Origin of the sequence: Catenulispora acidiphila DSM 44928 (assembly GCF_000024025.1) — a bacterium.
Taxonomy (GTDB): Bacteria; Actinomycetota; Actinomycetes; order Streptomycetales; family Catenulisporaceae; genus Catenulispora; species Catenulispora acidiphila.
Genome location: NC_013131.1, coordinates 8,455,498 through 8,472,974, shown reverse-complemented (window position 1 = coordinate 8,472,974; position 17,477 = coordinate 8,455,498). Strand labels below are relative to the sequence as shown.

Here is a 17,477-nt window from a genome sequence, read left to right as displayed (position 1 = left end):
ACTCGGCGGAAACGCCTCCTGGGCACCACTAAGCTTGTCTGCGTGAATGAAACCACCAACTCCGCAGCCGCTCAGGGCGCCGCCGGCGCCGCCACCACTCTGCCGACCGCTTTCGTGCCGGTAGAGGTAGAGGGCGAGCTGTACGAGCGGTGGGTAAAGAACGGCTATTTCACCGCTGACGCGGCTTCTGACAAGGAGCCGTTCACCATCGTCATCCCGCCGCCGAACGTGACCGGGTCGCTGCACGTGGGCCACGCGCTCAACCAGTCGATCCAGGACGCGATCATCCGGCGCAAGCGGATGCAGGGTTTCGAGGCGCTGTACCTGCCGGGGATGGACCATGCCGGTATCGCCACCCAGAACGCGGTGGAGCGGGAGCTGGCCAAGGAAGGGCTGTCCCGGCACGACTTGGGCCGTGAGGCCTTTGTGCGCAAGGTGTGGGACTGGAAGGCCGAGTACGGCGGGAAGATCCTGGGCCAGCAGCGGCGGCTGGGCATCTCCGTGGACTGGTCGCGTGAGCGGTTCACCATGGACGAGGGCCTGTCCAAGGCTGTGCAGACCATCTTCAAGAAGCTCTACGAGGACGGTCTGATCTACCGCGCCGAGCGGATCATCAACTGGTGTCCGCGCTGTCTGACCGCGCTGTCGGACATCGAGGTGGACCACTACGACGAGCCCGGCGAGCTGGTGTCGATCCGCTACGGCGACGGCGAGGACTCGATCGTGGTGGCGACCAGCCGCGCCGAGACCATGCTCGGCGACACCGCGGTGGCCGTGCACCCCGACGACGAGCGCTACCGGCACCTGATCGGCAAGGAGGTGGCGCTGCCGCTCACCGACCGCCGCATCCCGATCGTCGCCGACGAGCACGTGGACCCGGAGTTCGGGACCGGCGCGGTGAAGGTGACGCCGGCCCACGACCCGAACGACTTCGAGATCGGCCGCCGGCACAACCTGCCGATGCCCTCGATCCTGGACGAGCACGCGAACATCACCGTGCACGGCCCGTTCCTGGGCATGGACCGCTTCGAGGCGCGCCCGGCCGTGGTGGCCGCGCTGCGCGAGGACGGCCGCGTCGTCGGCCAGAAGCAGCTCCTGCGCCCGGTGGGCCACTGCTCGCGCTGCGAGACCGTGGTGGAGCCGCGGCTGTCGATGCAGTGGTGGGTGAAGGTGGAGCCGCTGGCCAAGGCCGCCGGCGACGCCGTGCGCGACGGCCGCGTGCAGATCCACCCCAAGGAGATGGAGCCGCGCTACTTCGCCTGGGTCGACAACATGCACGACTGGACGATCTCGCGCCAGCTGTGGTGGGGACACCGGATCCCGATCTGGTACGGCCCGGACGGCGAGGTCGTGTGCGTGGGCCCGGACGAGGAGCCGCCGGCCGGCGCGGGCTGGCAGCAGGACTCCGACGTGCTCGACACCTGGTTCTCCTCCGGGCTGTGGCCGTTCTCCACGCTCGGCTGGCCGGAGCGGACCGCCGATCTGGCGAAGTTCTATCCGACCTCGGTGCTGCACACCGGCTACGACATCATCTTCTTCTGGGTCGCCCGGATGATGATGTTCGGCCTGTACGCCATGGACGGCAAGCAGCCCTTCGACAAGGTGGTCCTGTCCGGTCTGGTGCGCGACCAGTTCGGCAAGAAGATGTCGAAGTCCAAGGGCAACGGCGTGGACCCGCTGGAGTGGATGGACAAGTTCGGCTCCGACGCGGTGCGCTTCGGTCTGCTGCGCGGCGCCAACCCGGGCTCGGACCAGGCCGTCGCAGAGGACTGGATCGCCGGTGCGCGCAACTTCGCGACCAAGATCTGGAACGCCACGCGCTTCGCGATGATGAACGGCGCGTACGTGCCCGCCGAGCTCCCGTCCGCCGACCGGCTGACCGTCGAGGACCGCTGGATCCTGTCCCGCCTCAACGAGGTGGTGGCCGAGGTGGACGCCCTCTATGAGGACTTCCAGTTCGCCAAGGCCATGGAAGCCCTCTACCACTTCGCGTGGGACGAAGTCTGCGACTGGTACATCGAGCTGTCCAAGCTGCGCCTGCCGATCGGTGTCGCACCCGACGACCCAGACGCGCAGACCGCGCGCGCCGTGCTCGGCCACGTGCTGGACGTGATGCTGCGCCTGCTGCACCCGGCCGTGCCGTACGTGACCGAGACGCTGTGGACCGCGCTCACCGGCCGCGAGTCGGTCGTGATCGCCGAGTGGCCGGCCGCCGACCTGGCGCGGACCGACAAGGCCGCCGAGGCGGTGATCGAGGCCGTGCAGGAGGTCGTGACCGAGGTGCGCCGCTTCCGCACCGACCAGGGCGTGAAGGACGCGCAGCGGGTGGTCGCGCGGCTGACGCTGACCGACCCCAAGCTGGCCGGACAGGAGCCGGCGATCCGGCTGCTGAACCGGCTCACCGCCCCCGAGGACGGCTTCAGCGCCACCGCGACCCTGGCCGCGACCGGGGCGAAGGTGGAGCTGGACACCTCCGGCACGATCGACGTCGCCGCCGAGCGCAAGCGGCTGGACAAGGGTCTGGCCGCCGCGCGCAAGGAGGTCGAGCAGGCGAACGCCAAGCTCGGCAACGCCGATTTCCTGGCCAAGGCGCCCGACGCCGTGGTGGACAAGATCCGCAAGCGGCTGGCCGACGCCGAGAGCGACATCGCCCGCCTGGGCGCTCAGCTCGACGCGCTGCCGTCCGCTTAATCGGCCCCAACCGGCCGCGATAAGGAACCATCAGCACATGGCGAACATCGACCCGGAGCTCCAGGAGCAGTTCGACGAAGTCGAGCGCGAGCTCCTGGAGCGCTGGCCGGAAACGAAGATGGACCCGACCCTGGCGCGGGTGCGGGCCCTGACCGAGATCCTCGGCGATCCGCAGAAGGCGTACCCGGTCGTCCACATCACGGGGACCAACGGCAAGACGTCCACCGCGCGGATGATCGAGACCCTGCTGCGCGAGCTCAACCTGCGCACCGGCCGGTTCACCTCGCCGCACCTGGAGTCGATGAACGAGCGCATCACCCTGGACGGGGCGCCGATCCCGCTGCGGCGCTTCGTCGAGGTCTACGAGGACATCCGGCCCTACGTGGACATCGTGGACGCCTCGCAGGAGTTCCCGCTGTCCTTCTTCGAGGTGATCACGGCCATGGCCTTCGCGGCCTTCGCCGACGCCCCGGTCGACGCCGCGGTGCTGGAGGTGGGCCTGGGCGGGACCTGGGACTGCACCAACGTCGCCGACGGCCAGGTCGCGGTGATCACCCCGATCGACGTGGACCACGCGCACATCCTCGGCGACACCCCGGCGAAGATCGCCTCCGAGAAGGCCGGGATCATCAAGGAGGGCGCGCTGGTCGTCCTCGCGCAGCAGCCGGTCGAGGCCGCCGAGGTGATCCTGCGCCGGGCCTCCGAGGTGCACGCCATCGTGGCCCGCGAGGGCATCGAGTACGGCGTCGTGGAGCGGCAGCAGGCGCTCGGCGGCCAGCAGCTGACGATCAAGGGTCTGGCCGGCGAGTACACCGACATCTACCTGCCGCTGTACGGCGCGCACATGGCGCACAACGCGGCGACCGCGCTGGCCGCCGTCGAGGCCTTCCTCGGCGCCGGCCGCGGCGGCGCCACGCTGGACCCCGACGTGGTCCGCGAGGCGTTCGCGAAGGTCACCTCGCCCGGGCGGCTGGAAGTGGTCCGCCGCGGCCCGACGGTCATCCTGGACGCCACCCACAACCCGGCCGGCGCCCGCGCCACCGCGCAGGCCCTGGCCGACGACTTCACCTTCGACCACCTGGTCGGCGTGGTCGGCGCGATGCGGGACAAGGACGTCGCCGGGATCCTGGAGGTCCTGGAGCCCGTCCTGAACGAGGTCGTGATCACCCAGAACACCACCGAGCGCGCCATGCCCGCCGCGGTCCTGGCCGAGCTCGCCGCCGAGATCTTCGGCGCCGAGCGGGTCCACCTGGTCACGCGCCTGGACGACGCCATCGACGTGGCGATCGGCCTGGCGGAGGCGGCGATCCCGGCCGGAACCTCCAGCGGTGCCGGCGTCATCGTGACCGGGTCGGTGGTCACCGCGGGGCAGGCGCGTACCCTGCTGGTGCGGGACCGCTCCGAGCGCGTCGAGGACCGGCACTCCTTCGAGGAGGTCCGGTTCGAGGACGCCGAGAAGGAGGACTTCGACGACCGCGACTTCGAACAAAGCTTCAACATCAAACACAGCGGGGAGCGCGAGAGCGAGCCGGACGGCGACCGCGACGGGTTCTCTGACGACGAGTACGGCGGTGACGACCGATGATGGTCCGGCGGATGGCGGCCTCGGTGCTGTGCTTCGAGGTTCTGGTGATCCTCTTCTTCGCCCTGGTGGCGATGAAGCTCTCCGACCTCGGCACCGGCACGGTCTGGGCGATCTGCGGTCCGGGCATGGTCCTGGCCGCGCTGCTGTGCGGCATGCTGCGCAAGCAGTGGGCGTACTCGCTCGGCTGGGTGCTGCAGGCGGCGCTGGTCGTCGCCGGGTTCGTGATCACCGACATGTTCTTCATCGGCGGCGGCTTCGCGCTGCTGTGGTACTGGGGACTGCGCGCCGGCCGGCAGATCGACGCGGAGAAGGCGGCGGCTTACGCGGCCTATGAGGCGGCGCAGGCGCAGGCCGCGGGCGCGAAGTCGTAGGCAGTTCCTAGTCCTTAGGCGCCACGTGCCAGCTGCCGCCGCCGGGCCAGCGTCGTCGCCATAGTCGCGACGACCACCGCCACGAGCCCGATCCAGCCGGCGACGGCGGACGCCGTCTCGTGTCCGCCGACGGCCCACGCGGCCCAGCCGGCCCACGCGACAACGCACAGGGCGGTCAGGCCTCTGCCGAAGTACCCCCAGAAGATGAAGGCCAGCACCGGCAGCACGAGACCGGCGACCAGGCTCCCCACGTTCACCGGGGTCTGACCGGTGACCGGGTCCGGCGCAAGCTGCTGGACGCCGGCGAACATCGCGGGGAGCGTCCAGAGCGCAGGACTTAGGGCGATCGGCAGCGGCAGCCGTCGGTCGCCGAAGTACCTGACGCGCGTTTCCTCCCAGTACGCCTCCGCGCTGTTCTGGGAGCGCGTGTGCCGCCGACGGCGGGCATCGATCGCCGCCGCCCGGCTCCGGTGGCGCCGGAGCGCGAACAGCGCGGCGTAGAAGACGACCGTCGCCACGGCGGCGACCAGGCAGCAGACCGGCCAGCTGATGAGGTAGTCGGCGCGGTCCTCCGGAGTGCGCCGGATTCCGACCAGAGCGACGGTCCCGAAGAGCATGACGAATGGCGCCGCCGACCACGTCAGGGTCTGGAGGAACCGGTAGCCCGCCAAGCTCGGTCCCGGCGTGCCGTCCTTGCGCGTCGAACCCATTCCCCCGCTCACCCGCCCCGTGATCATCAATTCGGACTAATCCACGCCATTCCGCCCCGCCGCCCGGGTAACTCCTCCACATGTCCTACCCCGAGGCCCTGGCCGTGGACCGCCACACGGCAACCGTCGGCTCGCGACGTGATCTGCGCAACCGGTTGGTGGCCGGGGCGGTGGTCGCGCTCGCGGGCGTGTTCGTGGTCTACCTGCTCGCCGTGCGGACGCGGTGGGGGCAGGACTTCGAGAACGCCGCCCTGGCCGGCGCCGGGCAGCACCGGAGCGGGAGCTGGTACGGCGACGCCGACCGGTGGCTGAACCGGCTCACCGCCGAGAGCTTCGGCGCCTCGCTCGTGGTCATCGCCGCGGTCGGGCTGCTGCGGCGGCGCGTGCTGCTCGCAGTATGCGGTGTGGCGACGGCCGTCGGGACGGTGATCGCGGCGCGGGTCCTCAAGGGAGCGCTGCCGAGCCGGCCGGCGTTCGGTGCCGAGGCGGTCCGGGCGGCGGCCCGGGCGGCGCAGGCGGCGCACACGGCGAGCGCGGCCGGCGCGGCGAAAGCGGCGAGCATGGCAGCCCACGCCGCCGGTGTCACAGCCACAGCAGCCGCCGCATCACCCGCCGCACCCGCCGCCGCACCCGCCGCCGCACCCGCGGCTCCCGGCAGCGCGACGGCAGCCGCAGCCGCCCACGCGGTCGCCACCGCCCACACGGCGCTGACTCCGTACCAGACACCGAACACCCTCCCGTCCGGCCACGCCGCCGCGGCGATGGGCCTGCTGTTCGCAGCCCTCATCATCGTCAGCCGCCGCTGGTACGTCCCGGTGACGGTGCTCGCGCTGCCCGGCGCGGCCTTCGCCGGGGTGGCGACGGTGGCCGCCGACTGGCACCGGGTCTCCGACACCCTCGCCGCCGACCTCCTCGCGCTGGCCGTCGGGCTGCTCGGGCTGGCGGTGGTGGCCCAGCTCGGGCTCGTGCGCCCCGGGCCCTCGGTGAGCCGCAGCAGTCTGGGACAGCGCCTGCTGTACGCGGTGGTGCTGAGCGTCGCGACCGCCGCGCTGGCCATCGGCGCCGCCTACTTCGTGCGCTACCACGGCGCGGTCTCGGAAGTGACGCGCGACGACGCCGCCTACTGGTCGGCGCAGGCGTTCGCGCTCGGCGCGGCGGTCGGCGCGGCCGGCGCCATGCTCGCGGTGTGCCGGAATCTGGAGTCGGTGGGCCTGCGTCCGCCGCGCGGACTGACGATCCAGGCGCCGTGAACCCCGGCGGCTTCGGGCATCGGCAAGGGCGGACACCCGCGTGGCGCGCGCCGCGCGGAATGCCGCAGACCCGCCCTCCAGACCCCTGACATAAGCATTCTCACCCGTTCGGGCGTACCGCTTCGGGGTGAATCGGATGCTCAGGGATCTATCGGGCATAACGCTGGTTAGGATCGATGGCGGGCGCGGCACTTTCGCGCCTGTCGCCGCGCCGACGCCACAAGGCACCACACAGCGACGGCAAGACTTCTGCAACATCCGAGCGACGGAAGATGGGGATCGCGCATGGGCTCCGGGATGGCGGTCATCGGTCGGGACATCGCGGTGGACCTCGGGACCGCGAACACCCTGGTGTACGTACGCGGCCGAGGCATCGTGCTCAACGAACCCTCGGTGGTCGCGGTGGACACCACGACCGGCGCGGTGCTCGCGGTCGGCGCCGAGGCCAAGAAGATGATCGGCCGCACGCCCGGCAACATCGTGGCGATCCGGCCGCTCAAGGACGGCGTCATCGCCGACTTCGAAGTCGCCGAGCGGATGCTCCGCTACTTCATCCGCAAGGCGCACAAACGGCGCTGGCTGGCGCAGCCGCGGGTCATCGTCTGCGTCCCGTCCGGCATCACCGGCGTGGAGAAGCGCGCGGTCGAGGACGCGGCCAGCGCCGCCGGCGCGCGCAGCGTGCACCTCATCGAGGAGCCGATGGCCGCCGCGATCGGCGCCGGGCTGCCGGTGCAGGAGGCGACCGGCAACATGGTGGTCGACATCGGCGGCGGCACCACCGAGGTCGCGGTCATCTCCTACGGCGGCATCGTCACGGCGCTGAGCGTGCGGGTGGCCGGCGACGAGCTGGACAACGCGATCATCCAGTACACGAAGAAGGAGTACTCGCTGCTCCTGGGCGACCGCACCGCCGAGGAGATCAAGGTGACGGTCGGCTCGGCCTGGGACTCCGGGGAGGAGACCCGCGCCGAGGTCCGCGGCCGCGACCTGGTCTCCGGGCTCCCGAAGGTGATCCTGCTGTCCTCCGGCGAGGTGCGCAAGGCGATCGAGGAACCGGTGACGGCGATCGTCGACGCGGTGCGCGACACCCTGGACAAGTGCCCGCCGGAGCTGGCCGGCGACATCATGGACCGCGGCATCGTCCTCACCGGCGGCGGCGCCATGCTGCACGGCTTGGACGAGCGGATCCGCGAGGAGACCGGCATGCCGGTGCACATCGCGGAGAACCCGCTGGACTCGGTGGTCCTGGGTTCGGGCCGCTGCCTGGAGGAGTTCGAGGCGCTCGCCCCGGTGCTGGGTTCCTTGAACAACCGCCGCCGTCCCGGGCGGAGGTAGTCCGGGAGCGTGCGTGACGACAAGCGGACGAGGCTGCTGCTGGCGGTACTGCTGGCGGCGGCCTTCGCCATGATCACCGTGGACGCCCGGGGCGGGCCGCGCTCGCCGCTGCAGCCGCTGCGCTCCGGCGGCGAGGCCGTGCTCGGCCCGGTCGCGCGCTCGGTCGCGGCGGCCGAGCGGCCGGTCGGCGACTTCGTGCACGGACTCGGCCACAGCGAGCAGGACAAGAAGGAGATCGCGCGGCTCAAGACGCAGAACGCGGCGCTGCGCGTGCAGTCCGAGACCGCCGCCGACGTCCGCGCCCGGGCCGCCGAGCTCGACAAGCTGCTGCACGTCGCGACGGTCGGCGGCTACCGGACGATCCCGGCCCGGGTGATGTCCTTCGCCCCGCAGCAGCAGGGCACGTGGTCGGCGACCATCGACGCCGGCTCGATGGACGGGATCAAGCCCGGCATGACCGTGCTCGACGGCGAAGGACTGGTCGGACGCACCGTCGCGGTCGGCCGCGACACCTCGACCGTGCTGCTGGCCGACGACCCGCGCTTCATCGTGGGCGTGCGGACCCCCGGGACCGGCGGCGCCGGCGGCGGGCAGGTCGGGCTGGCCACCGGCGGCGGGAACGGGGCTTTGAGCGTGCAGTTCTTCGACCCCCAGGCCGACATCCCGCTCGGCACGCCGGTGCTGACCTTCGGCTCGGCCGGCGGCACGCCGTTCGTGCCCGGCGTGCCGCTGGGCACCGTGACCTCGGTGCAGCCCACGCCCGGCGCGCTGACCCGGACCGCGATCGTGAAGCCGTACGTGGCCTACGACGGTCTGCAGACCGTCGGCGTCGTGGTCGAGCCGCCGCGCACCGACCCGCGCGACGCGCTGGTGGCGCACTGACCCCTGCCCGACCCCGAGAGAGTGTGACCCTTGAGACTCACCGGCTTCCTGACCATGATCTGCGGCCTGACCCTGGTTCTGGCCGCGCAGGACGCGCTGCTGTCCGCGGTGCGCCTGCCGCTGGCCGCCCCGGACCTGCTCATGGCCGTGGTCGCCGCGACCGGTTTCGCCCGCGGCCCGCGCACCGGGCTGGTCGTGGGCTTCCTGCTCGGGCTGGCCGCCGACGTCTCGCCGCCGGCCGCGCACGCGGTCGGCAGCCAGGCGTTCGTGCTCTGTCTCGCCGGGTATCTGGCCGGGCGCACCGCCGGCGCGGTGCAGGGCACTGTGCTGCGGCCGATCCTGGTGGTCGCGTGCCTGGCCGCGCTCTCGCCGTTCCTGTACGCGGGCCTGGCCGGCGCGGTGGGCACCGCCGACTTCCACGGCCTGCCGGCCGCTGCCGCGGCGTCCGCGCTGTACACCGGCGTCCTCGCGCCGTTCGTCATCCCGGTGGTGAGCTTCGTCCTCACCCGCGGCGACGCCCGCGGCCTGCCCACGCAGCGCTCGCACAGCCGCCTGCCGGGCGTCAAGACCTTGAATCGCCGCGCCTCGGCCGGCAGTACGCAGGTGTTGTAGATGACTTCCGCTCAGAGCCGGCTCGCCGATCGGCGGCGCGCGCGGCTGATGGTGCTGCGCGTGCTGGTGCTCGCGCTGCTCGGGACGCTGGTCGCCCGGCTGTGGTACCTGCAGGTGCGCACCGGCCAGACGTTCCGCGACGCCGCCGCCGCGAACGACGTCCGCACCGTGATCACCCCGGCGGTGCGCGGCGACATCCTGGACGACCTCGGCCGCCCCCTGGTCGACAACAAGTCGGCGCTGACGCTGTCGGTCGACCGCGCCACCCTGCTGGGCACCAAGGACCACGGCGCCTCGACGCTGGCCCGGCTGGCCTCGGTCCTGGGCACCACGCCGCAGGCCATCTCCGACCAGATCCGCCCCTGCACCGCGAAGGTCCCCAAGCCCTGCTGGAACGGCTCGCTGCTGCAGCCGGTCCCGATCGCGCGCAACGTCTCGGTCCAGCAGGCGCTGGACGTCTCCGAGCAGCACGAGCTCTACCCGGGCGTGATCGCGGGCCCGGAGACCGTCCGCCGCTTCCCCGCGCCCTACAGCCTGAACGCCGCGCACATCCTGGGCTACCTGTCTCCGGTCACCGAAAAGGAACTGGCAGCCGCGACCGCCAAGGGCGAGGTGATGCAGCGCTCGGACCTGATCGGGCGCGCCGGGCTGGAGGACACCTACGACTCCTACCTGCGCGGCCAGGAGGGCGAGACCCAGGTCTCCGTGGACATCCTCGGGCACGCGCAGTCGACCATGGCGACCAAGCCGCCGGTCAACGGCGACCACCTGGTCACCTCGATCGACGCCCGGATCCAGGCGATCGCCGAGCGCGAGCTGAACAACGCGGTGAACCGGGCCCGCTCGCAGACCTCGCCGACCAACGGCAAGCCCTACGCCGCCGATTCGGCGGCCACGGTCGTCCTGGACGCCCGCACCGGCCGTGTGGTGGCGATGGCCAGCACGCCGACCTACGACCCCAACGTCTTCACCGGCGGCATCTCCCAGGCCGACTACTCCGCCCTGACCGGCGACTCGGCCGGGACCCCGCTGCTGTCCCGCGCCTTCCAGGGACAGTTCGCGCCGGGCTCCACGTTCAAGGCCGTGACCACCGCCGCGATGCTCCAGGACGGCTTCGGCACCGGGACCTACGACTGCTCGCCGGCCTTCAAGATCGGCGGGCAGAGCTTCACCAACTTCGAGGGCGAGGCGTTCGGGCCGATCTCGCTCAAGCGCGCCATCGAAGTCTCCTGCGACACGGTCTTCTACGGCGTCGCCTACCAGATGTGGCTGCGCGACGGCGGGCTGCGCCCGGTCGCGCACCCGCTGGAGCCGATCGCCACCATGGCGCACGCCTTCGGGCTCGGCGCCAAGACCGGCATCGACTTGCCGGGCGAGGCCAAGGGCGACATCCAGACCCGCGCGGAGAAGCAGCTCACCTGGAACAACATGCACGGCATCTGGTGCAAGCGCGCCAAGGACGGCTACCCCGAACTGCTCGGCTCGGACCCGACCAGGGCGGCGTACCTGCAGGCGCTCGCCAAGGAGAACTGCACCGACGGCTTCAAATACCAGCCCGGCGACGCCGCGATCTCCGCCATCGGCCAGGGCGGCGACCTGGTGACGCCGCTGCAGCTGGCGCGGGTGTACGCGGCCGTCGCCAACGGCGGCGTCCTGTACCAGCCGCAGATCGGCCGGGCGCTGATCTCCCCGGACGGCAAGGTGGTCAAGGAGCTCGCGCCGATCGTGAGCCGCAAGCTGCCGGTGTCCGCCTCGACGCTGGCGTTCCTGGAGGACGCGCTGCACGGCACCTCCACCGAGGGCACCGCGGGACCGGCGTTCGCCGCCTGGCCGGAGAACCTGATCCCGACCTACGCCAAGACCGGTACCGCTGAGGTCTACGGGAAGCAGACCACGTCGTGCTTCGTCGCCTACGCCGGGACCGAGTCCGGTCCGCGCTACGTCGTGGCGATGATGGTCTCCCAGGGTGGAACCGGTGTCGGGACGTCGGGACCGTCGGTGGAGGCGATCCTGGCCGCGCTGTTCGGCGTCGACATGGGACACCCGGACCCCAAGGGCACGCTGCCGACCGCGCTGCCGGCGGTGCGCCCCGACGGTCTGCTGCCGGCGCTGCCGCCGGCGACCACCCTGCCCACGCCTCCGCCGCCGTCGCCGACGCCTGATACGAAGCAGTGAGAGCGCCGTGACCCTGAACCCCGCGATCTACAAAGGCCCGGCCGCGATGCCGGTCGCCGAGAGCCGCCGCCGCGCCAGCCGGCTGCGCCGCTTCGACTGGACGCTGCTGGCCGCGGCGCTGGCGCTGGCGGTCTACGGCGCGGTCCTGGTGTGGTCGGCGACCCGCGGACGCACCAGCCTGACCGGCGGCGACCCGCAGTTCTTCCTCAAGCGGCACCTGATGAACCTGGCGATCGGCCTGGTCCTGATGGTGCTGACGTCGCTGCTGTCCTACGCGTGGATCCGCGCGGTCACGCCGGTGTTCTACGTGCTGGCGCTGCTCGGGCTGGCCGCGGTGCTCAGCCCGCTGGGCTCGACGGTCAACGGCGCGAAGTCCTGGATCGAGCTCGGCGGCGGGTTCTCCATCCAGCCCGCCGAGTTCGCCAAGGTCGCGGTGGTCCTGGGCCTGGCGGTGGTGCTGACGCTGGCGCCGGCCAAGGGCGCGCTGTCCGGGATGTCCGAGCGGGACGACGCGGTCACCCCGCGCCGGATCGCGCTGGCGGGCCTGGCCGCCGGCACGCCGACCAGCATCATCATGCTCCTGCCGGACCTGGGCTCGGCGATGGTGATCCTGGTCGCCACCGCCGGCCTGCTGGTCTTCGCCGGGACCAGCGGCCGCTGGCTGGCCGCCCTCGGCGTCGGCTCGGCGGTCGCCGCGCTCGCCGCCACGCAGCTGCACCTGCTGGCCCAGCACCAGGTCAACCGGTTCGCGGCGTTCGCCGACCCGCACCTGGACCCGCAGGGCGTCGGCTACAACACCGCGCAGGCGCGCCTGGCCATCGGCTCCGGCGGCGTGCTGGGCAAGGGACTGTTCAACGGCACGCAGACCAACGGCCGCTACGTCCCCGAGCAGCAGACGGACTTCGTCTTCACGGTCGCCGGGGAGGAGTTGGGCTTCGTCGGCGGTGTGGTCCTCATCGCGCTGTTCGCGGTCCTGCTGCTGCGCGGCATCGCCATCGCCCGGCAGTGCGAGGATCTGTTCGGGATGCTGGTCTGCGCCGGCGTGGTCAGCTGGTTCGCCTTCGAGACCTTCGAGAACATCGGCATGACGCTGGGCATCATGCCGGTCGCGGGCATCCCGCTGCCGTTCGTCTCCTACGGCGGCTCCTCGATGTTCGCCAGCTTCATCGCCGTCGGGCTGGTGGAGAATGTGCGGCTGCGCTCGACCCGGCCGGCGATCACGGTGGAGTGAACGCCGTGGAGTGAACGGGCGGGACCGCCCTTCTGGCACGCGTTAGGCTGGATCCGCGGCGCCGTCAGCCCGCCACAATCCTCCAGCAAGCCCAAGGACGAGTAATCCGATGCCAGTCGAATCCGTGTTCCCGCAGCTCGAAGCGGTCCTGCCGGGTGTGCAGAAGCCGATCCAGTACATCGGCGGCGAGCTGAACTCGACCGTCAAGGACTGGGACGCCTGTGACGTCCGCTGGGCCCTGATGTACCCGGACGCCTATGAGGTCGGGCTGCCCAACCAGGGCGTCATGATCCTGTACGAAGTGCTCAACGAGCGCGAGGGCGTCCTGGCCGAGCGCACCTACGCGGTGTGGCCGGACATGGAGAAGGTGATGCGGGAGCAGAAGATCCCGCAGTTCACCGTCGACGCGCACCGGCCGGTGAAGGACTTCGACCTGTTCGGCGTCTCCTTCTCCACCGAGCTGGGCTACACCAACATGCTCAACGCCCTGGACCTGGCGGGTATCCCGCTGGCCGCCGCCGAGCGGACGCTGGAGCACCCGGTGGTGATCGCCGGCGGGCACGCGGCGTTCAACCCCGAGCCGATCGCCGAGTTCATCGACGCCGCCGTGGTCGGCGACGGCGAGGGCGCGGTGCTGGCGATCACCGACATCGTCCGCGCCTGGAAGGCCGAGGGCCGCCCCGGCGGGCGCGAGGAGCTGCTGATGCGCCTGGCGCGCACCGGCAACGTCTACGTCCCGGGCTTCTACGACGTCGACTACCTGCCCGACGGCCGCATCCGCCGGGTCGCGCCGAACCGGCACGGCGTGCCGTTCCGCGTGGCCAAGCACACGGTCATGGACCTGGACGAGTGGCCCTACCCCAAGCAGCCGCTGGTCCCGCTGGCCGAGACCGTGCACGAGCGCATGTCGGTGGAGATCTTCCGCGGCTGCACCCGCGGCTGCCGCTTCTGCCAGGCCGGGATGATCACCCGGCCGGTCCGCGAGCGCTCCATCACCGGCATCGGCGAGATGGTCGAGGCGGGCCTGGCGGCCACGGGCTACGAGGAAGTCGGCCTGCTCTCGCTGTCCAGCGCCGACCACACCGAGATCGCCGAGGTCGCCAAGGGTCTGGCCGACCGCTACGAGGGCACCAACACCTCGCTGTCGCTGCCCTCGACCCGGGTCGACGCCTTCAACATCGACCTGGCCAACGAGCTCTCGCGCAACGGCCGCCGCAGCGGTCTGACCTTCGCCCCGGAGGGCGGCAGTGAGCGGATGCGCAAGGTCATCAACAAGATGGTGACCGAGGAGGACCTGATCCGCACCGTCACCGCCGCCTACGGCGCCGGCTGGCGGCAGGTGAAGCTGTACTTCATGTGCGGGCTCCCCACCGAGACCGACGAGGACGTCCTGCAGATCGCCGACCTGGCGCGCAAGGTGATCAAGGCCGGCCGCGAGGCCTCCGGGACCCGCGACATCCGCTGCACGGTGTCCATCGGCGGGTTCGTGCCCAAGCCGCATACCCCCTTCCAGTGGGCCGCGCAGCTCGACGCCGAGGGCACCGACGCCCGCCTGGTGAAGCTGCGCGACGCCATCCGCGCCGACAAGAACTACGGCAAGGCCATCGGCTTCCGCTACCACGACGGCAAGCCCGGCGTCATCGAGGGCCTGCTCTCGCGCGGCGACCGGCGGGTCGGCAAGGTGATCCGCGAGGTGTGGGAGCGCGGCGGCCGCTTCGACGGCTGGAGCGAGCACTTCTCCTACCAGCGCTGGGCCGACGCGACCGCGGCGGCGCTCGCCGACACCCCGGTCGACCTGGCCTGGTACACCGTCCGCGAGCGCGAGTACAACGAGGTCCTGCCCTGGGACCACATCGACTCCGGGCTGGACCGGGACTGGCTGTGGGAGGACTGGCAGGACGCGCTGGAGGCGGCCGAGGGCGGCGGCAACGAGGTCGAGGACTGCCGCTGGACGCCGTGTTACGACTGCGGCGTGTGCCCGCAGATGGGGACGGAGATCCAGGTCGGACCGACCGGGGTGAAGCTCCTGCCGCTCACTGTCGTCTGAGAGCGTGCGCGGATCGGCGGCTGCTCTGGCGAGGCGGCGCAGCCGCAGCCGCCGCAGCGCACGGAAAACTCGGCGGGACCACGTCTGGGCGCGCCGGACGATCGCCCTCGACCCGGTGTCGGTCGTGGGCGATCGGCTTGCCATAAGCGCAGCGCATGGCGAACCGTCGCGAAGCCTCGCGGGACGCGCTTGTCGGGGCGATGATCTCACCGCTACCCTGACCTCACCAGATCCGAACAGAATCAAACGGATCACAACAGCAGGGTGAGGGGTGGCGGTGAGCCTCGACACGGGATCGGTGGCGTCGACGGTGGACGGCGCGCGGCGTGGATTCCACGAGCGGTTCGGCAGCGAGCCCGCCGGAGTGTGGGCCGCGCCGGGGCGGGTGAACGTCATCGGCGAACACACCGACTACAACGACGGCTTCGTCCTGCCGATGGCGATCGACCGCGCCTGCTACGCGGCCGCCGCGCCCCGACAGGACCGGACACTGCGGGTGTACGCCGCACAGCTCGACGAGACGGTCGAGATCTCCCTCGACGCCCTCGTCGGCCCGGGGTCGGCCGGCGACAGCCGCGACGCCGCGGACCCCGCCATGGCGCCGCTGGCCGAACCGGCGGTCCGCGGCTGGGCCGGCTACCCGGTCGGCGTCGCGTGGATCCTGCAGCAGGCCGGGTTCCCGGTCGGCGGCGCGGACGTCTACCTGACCAGCACTGTGCCGGTCGGTTCCGGGCTGTCCTCCTCGGCTGCCCTGGAGTGCGCGACAGCGCTCGCGCTCGCGGGTGTCTCAGGGTTCGAGCTCACCACGGCCGAACTCGCGCGGCACACGCAGCGCGCGGAGAACATCTACGCCGGCGTGCCGTGCGGCCCGCTGGACCAGATGTCCTCGGCGTTCGGCCAGGACGGCTCGGTGTTGTACATCGACACCCGCAGCGGCGAGGTGCGGCCGCAGCCCTTCGATCTGGCCGCCGAGAACGCGCTGCTGCTCATCATCGACACCCGGGTGTCGCACGCGCACGGCGAGAACGGCTACGCCGACCGCCGCTCGGCGTGCGAGCGTGCCGCCGAGTTCCTGGGCGTCGCCGCCCTGCGCGACGTCTCGGTGGCCGAGCTTCCTGAATCTTTCGCGAAGGTGTCGGTCGGGCTCGGCGAGACCTTCGCGCGGCGGCTGCGGCACGTCGTCACCGAGGACGCGCGCGTCGAGCAGTTCGTCGAGATCCTGAACCAGGAGCCGCTCTCCCTGCCCCGGCTGGGGCACCGCATGATGCAGTCCCACGCCTCCCTGCGCGACGACTACGAAGTCAGCGCCCCCGAACTCGACCTCGCCGTGGCCACCGCGGTCGCGGCCGGCGCGCACGGCGCGCGGATGACCGGCGGCGGCTTCGGCGGCAGCGCCATCGCGCTGGTCGACCGCGATCTGCTGGACGACGTGCGCGCGGCCGTCGTCGCCGCTTTCGCAGAACACGGATACACCGAGCCCCAGTTCTTCCCCGCCGTCGCTTCGGCGGGCGCGCACCGGATCCCCTGACGGAGACCTCGAACCATGGACCTCGATCTGACCAGGACCGTCACCAAGCTCTCGGACGGCAGGGAGCTGATCTACTACGACGAGACCCCCGGCCAGGACCGCTCCGCCGCCGACGAGCGCGATCTGCCGACCGTGTCCACCACCAGCGAACTGCGCCGCGACGCGCTCACCGGCGAGATCACGGCGGTGGCCGGCCACCGCCAGGACCGCACCTTCCTGCCCGCCGCCGACCAGTGCCCGCTGGACCCCTCACGGCCCGGCCACCTCAGCGAGATCCCGGCCGCCGACTACGACGTCGCGGTCTTCGAGAACCGTTTCCCCTCCCTGGCCGGCTCGACCGGCCGCTGCGAGGTCGTGGTGTTCAGCGCCGAACACGCCGCCTCCTTCGGCGCGCTGCCGGTCTCGCGCATCCGGCACATCGTCGACGTCTGGGCCGACCGCACCAGCGAGCTCGCCTCGCGTCCCGGTGTGGAGTACGTGTACTGCTTTGAGAACCGCGGCGTCGAGGTCGGCGTCACGCTGCACCATCCGCACGGGCAGATCTACGCGTTCACGTTCATCCCGCCGCGTATGCAGAAGATGCTGGACGTCGCCGCCGCGTACCACGAGAGCACCGGCGGCTGCGTGGCGTGCGACGCGCTGGTGGAGGAGAAGGCGGAGGGGTCGCGGATCATCACCGCCGGGGAGTACTTCACGGCGTACGTGCCCTATGCCGGCCGGTGGCCGTTCCAAGTGGACATAGTCCCGAACCGGCACGTCCCCGACATCCCGGCGCTGACTTCGGTGGAGCGCGACGAGTTGGCGGTCATCGGCAAGGACTGCGTGCAGCGGCTGGACGCGCTGTTCGACGGTCCGATGCCGTACATCGGCTCGTGGTATCAGGCTCCTGTCACCGCCGGGCGTGCCGAGTCCCATCTGCGATGGCAGCTCGCGGCGCTGCGGCGTGCGCCCGGGAAGCTGAAGTACTTGGCCGGGACGGAGTCGGGGGCGGGGGCGTTCATGAACGACATCCGGCCGGAGCGTGCCGCGGCGATGTTGCGGGGCGAGGGCTAGGCTCCGC

At 71.6% G+C, this 17,477-nt stretch carries 13 protein-coding genes; 12 read left to right on the top strand and 1 reads right to left on the bottom strand.

What is annotated here, in order from left to right:
- Positions 1 to 42: 42 nt before the first annotated feature.
- The 3 genes from CACI_RS36080 to CACI_RS36070 are packed head-to-tail and all read left to right on the top strand — an operon-like array spanning position 43 to position 4,647.
- Positions 43 to 2,691, top strand: coding sequence for a valine--tRNA ligase (locus CACI_RS36080; protein WP_015795847.1), 2,649 nt, complete (start codon positions 43 to 45; stop codon positions 2,689 to 2,691).
- Positions 2,692 to 2,728: 37 nt separating this feature from the next.
- Complete coding sequence (folC, locus tag CACI_RS36075; RefSeq protein WP_015795846.1) at positions 2,729 to 4,276, top strand: bifunctional tetrahydrofolate synthase/dihydrofolate synthase; 1,548 nt, start codon at positions 2,729 to 2,731, stop codon at positions 4,274 to 4,276.
- A gap of 11 nt (positions 4,277 to 4,287) precedes the next feature.
- Positions 4,288 to 4,647, top strand: coding sequence for a DUF4233 domain-containing protein (locus CACI_RS36070; RefSeq protein ID WP_263053452.1), 360 nt, complete (start codon positions 4,288 to 4,290; stop codon positions 4,645 to 4,647).
- Between the two features lie 14 nt (positions 4,648 to 4,661).
- On the opposite strand, the gene CACI_RS36065 is transcribed toward CACI_RS36070, so the two are convergent.
- Complete coding sequence (locus tag CACI_RS36065; protein ID WP_015795844.1) at positions 4,662 to 5,357, bottom strand: hypothetical protein; 696 nt, start codon at positions 5,355 to 5,357, stop codon at positions 4,662 to 4,664.
- A gap of 80 nt (positions 5,358 to 5,437) precedes the next feature.
- On the opposite strand from CACI_RS36065, the gene CACI_RS46540 reads away from it, so the two are divergent.
- From CACI_RS46540 to galT, 9 genes are all read left to right on the top strand, one after another.
- Positions 5,438 to 6,607, top strand: a complete 1,170-nt coding sequence (locus CACI_RS46540; RefSeq protein WP_015795843.1) for a phosphatase PAP2 family protein — start codon at positions 5,438 to 5,440, stop codon at positions 6,605 to 6,607.
- Between the two features lie 297 nt (positions 6,608 to 6,904).
- Entirely contained in the window at positions 6,905 to 7,942 is a 1,038-nt protein-coding gene (locus tag CACI_RS36055) for a rod shape-determining protein (RefSeq protein ID WP_041543219.1), read from the top strand.
- Positions 7,943 to 7,951: 9 nt separating this feature from the next.
- The gene (gene mreC, locus CACI_RS36050) at positions 7,952 to 8,824 is read left to right on the top strand and encodes a rod shape-determining protein MreC (protein ID WP_015795841.1); all 873 of its coding nucleotides are present in this window, start codon (positions 7,952 to 7,954) and stop codon (positions 8,822 to 8,824) included.
- A 30-nt stretch (positions 8,825 to 8,854) separates the two neighbouring features.
- Entirely contained in the window at positions 8,855 to 9,436 is a 582-nt protein-coding gene (gene mreD, locus CACI_RS36045; protein WP_015795840.1) for a rod shape-determining protein MreD, read from the top strand.
- On the top strand, positions 9,437 to 11,611 hold the full coding sequence (gene mrdA / locus CACI_RS36040; RefSeq protein ID WP_015795839.1) for a penicillin-binding protein 2: 2,175 nt from the start codon (positions 9,437 to 9,439) through the stop codon (positions 11,609 to 11,611).
- Positions 11,612 to 11,618: 7 nt separating this feature from the next.
- Positions 11,619 to 12,842 (top strand): rod shape-determining protein RodA, encoded by a 1,224-nt coding sequence (gene rodA / locus CACI_RS36035; RefSeq protein WP_015795838.1) that lies wholly within the window; start codon positions 11,619 to 11,621, stop codon positions 12,840 to 12,842.
- A gap of 109 nt (positions 12,843 to 12,951) precedes the next feature.
- Complete coding sequence (locus tag CACI_RS36030; RefSeq protein ID WP_015795837.1) at positions 12,952 to 14,889, top strand: TIGR03960 family B12-binding radical SAM protein; 1,938 nt, start codon at positions 12,952 to 12,954, stop codon at positions 14,887 to 14,889.
- Between the two features lie 277 nt (positions 14,890 to 15,166).
- On the top strand, positions 15,167 to 16,417 hold the full coding sequence (gene galK, locus CACI_RS36025; RefSeq protein ID WP_223297349.1) for a galactokinase: 1,251 nt from the start codon (positions 15,167 to 15,169) through the stop codon (positions 16,415 to 16,417).
- A gap of 15 nt (positions 16,418 to 16,432) precedes the next feature.
- Positions 16,433 to 17,470 (top strand): galactose-1-phosphate uridylyltransferase, encoded by a 1,038-nt coding sequence (gene galT / locus CACI_RS36020; protein ID WP_015795835.1) that lies wholly within the window; start codon positions 16,433 to 16,435, stop codon positions 17,468 to 17,470.
- The last annotated feature ends 7 nt before the right edge of the window (positions 17,471 to 17,477 follow it).

Coding starts and splice junctions, on each gene's coding strand:
- CACI_RS36065 (WP_015795844.1), bottom strand. CDS start 5,357: ATGGGTTCGACGCGCAAGGACGGCACGCCGGGACCGAGCTTGGCGGGC.
- CACI_RS46540 (WP_015795843.1), top strand. CDS start 5,438: ATGTCCTACCCCGAGGCCCTGGCCGTGGACCGCCACACGGCAACCGTC.
- folC (WP_015795846.1), top strand. CDS start 2,729: ATGGCGAACATCGACCCGGAGCTCCAGGAGCAGTTCGACGAAGTCGAG.
- CACI_RS36055 (WP_041543219.1), top strand. CDS start 6,905: ATGGCGGTCATCGGTCGGGACATCGCGGTGGACCTCGGGACCGCGAAC.
- galT (WP_015795835.1), top strand. CDS start 16,433: ATGGACCTCGATCTGACCAGGACCGTCACCAAGCTCTCGGACGGCAGG.
- CACI_RS36030 (WP_015795837.1), top strand. CDS start 12,952: ATGCCAGTCGAATCCGTGTTCCCGCAGCTCGAAGCGGTCCTGCCGGGT.
- mrdA (WP_015795839.1), top strand. CDS start 9,437: ATGACTTCCGCTCAGAGCCGGCTCGCCGATCGGCGGCGCGCGCGGCTG.
- CACI_RS36070 (WP_263053452.1), top strand. CDS start 4,288: ATGGCGGCCTCGGTGCTGTGCTTCGAGGTTCTGGTGATCCTCTTCTTC.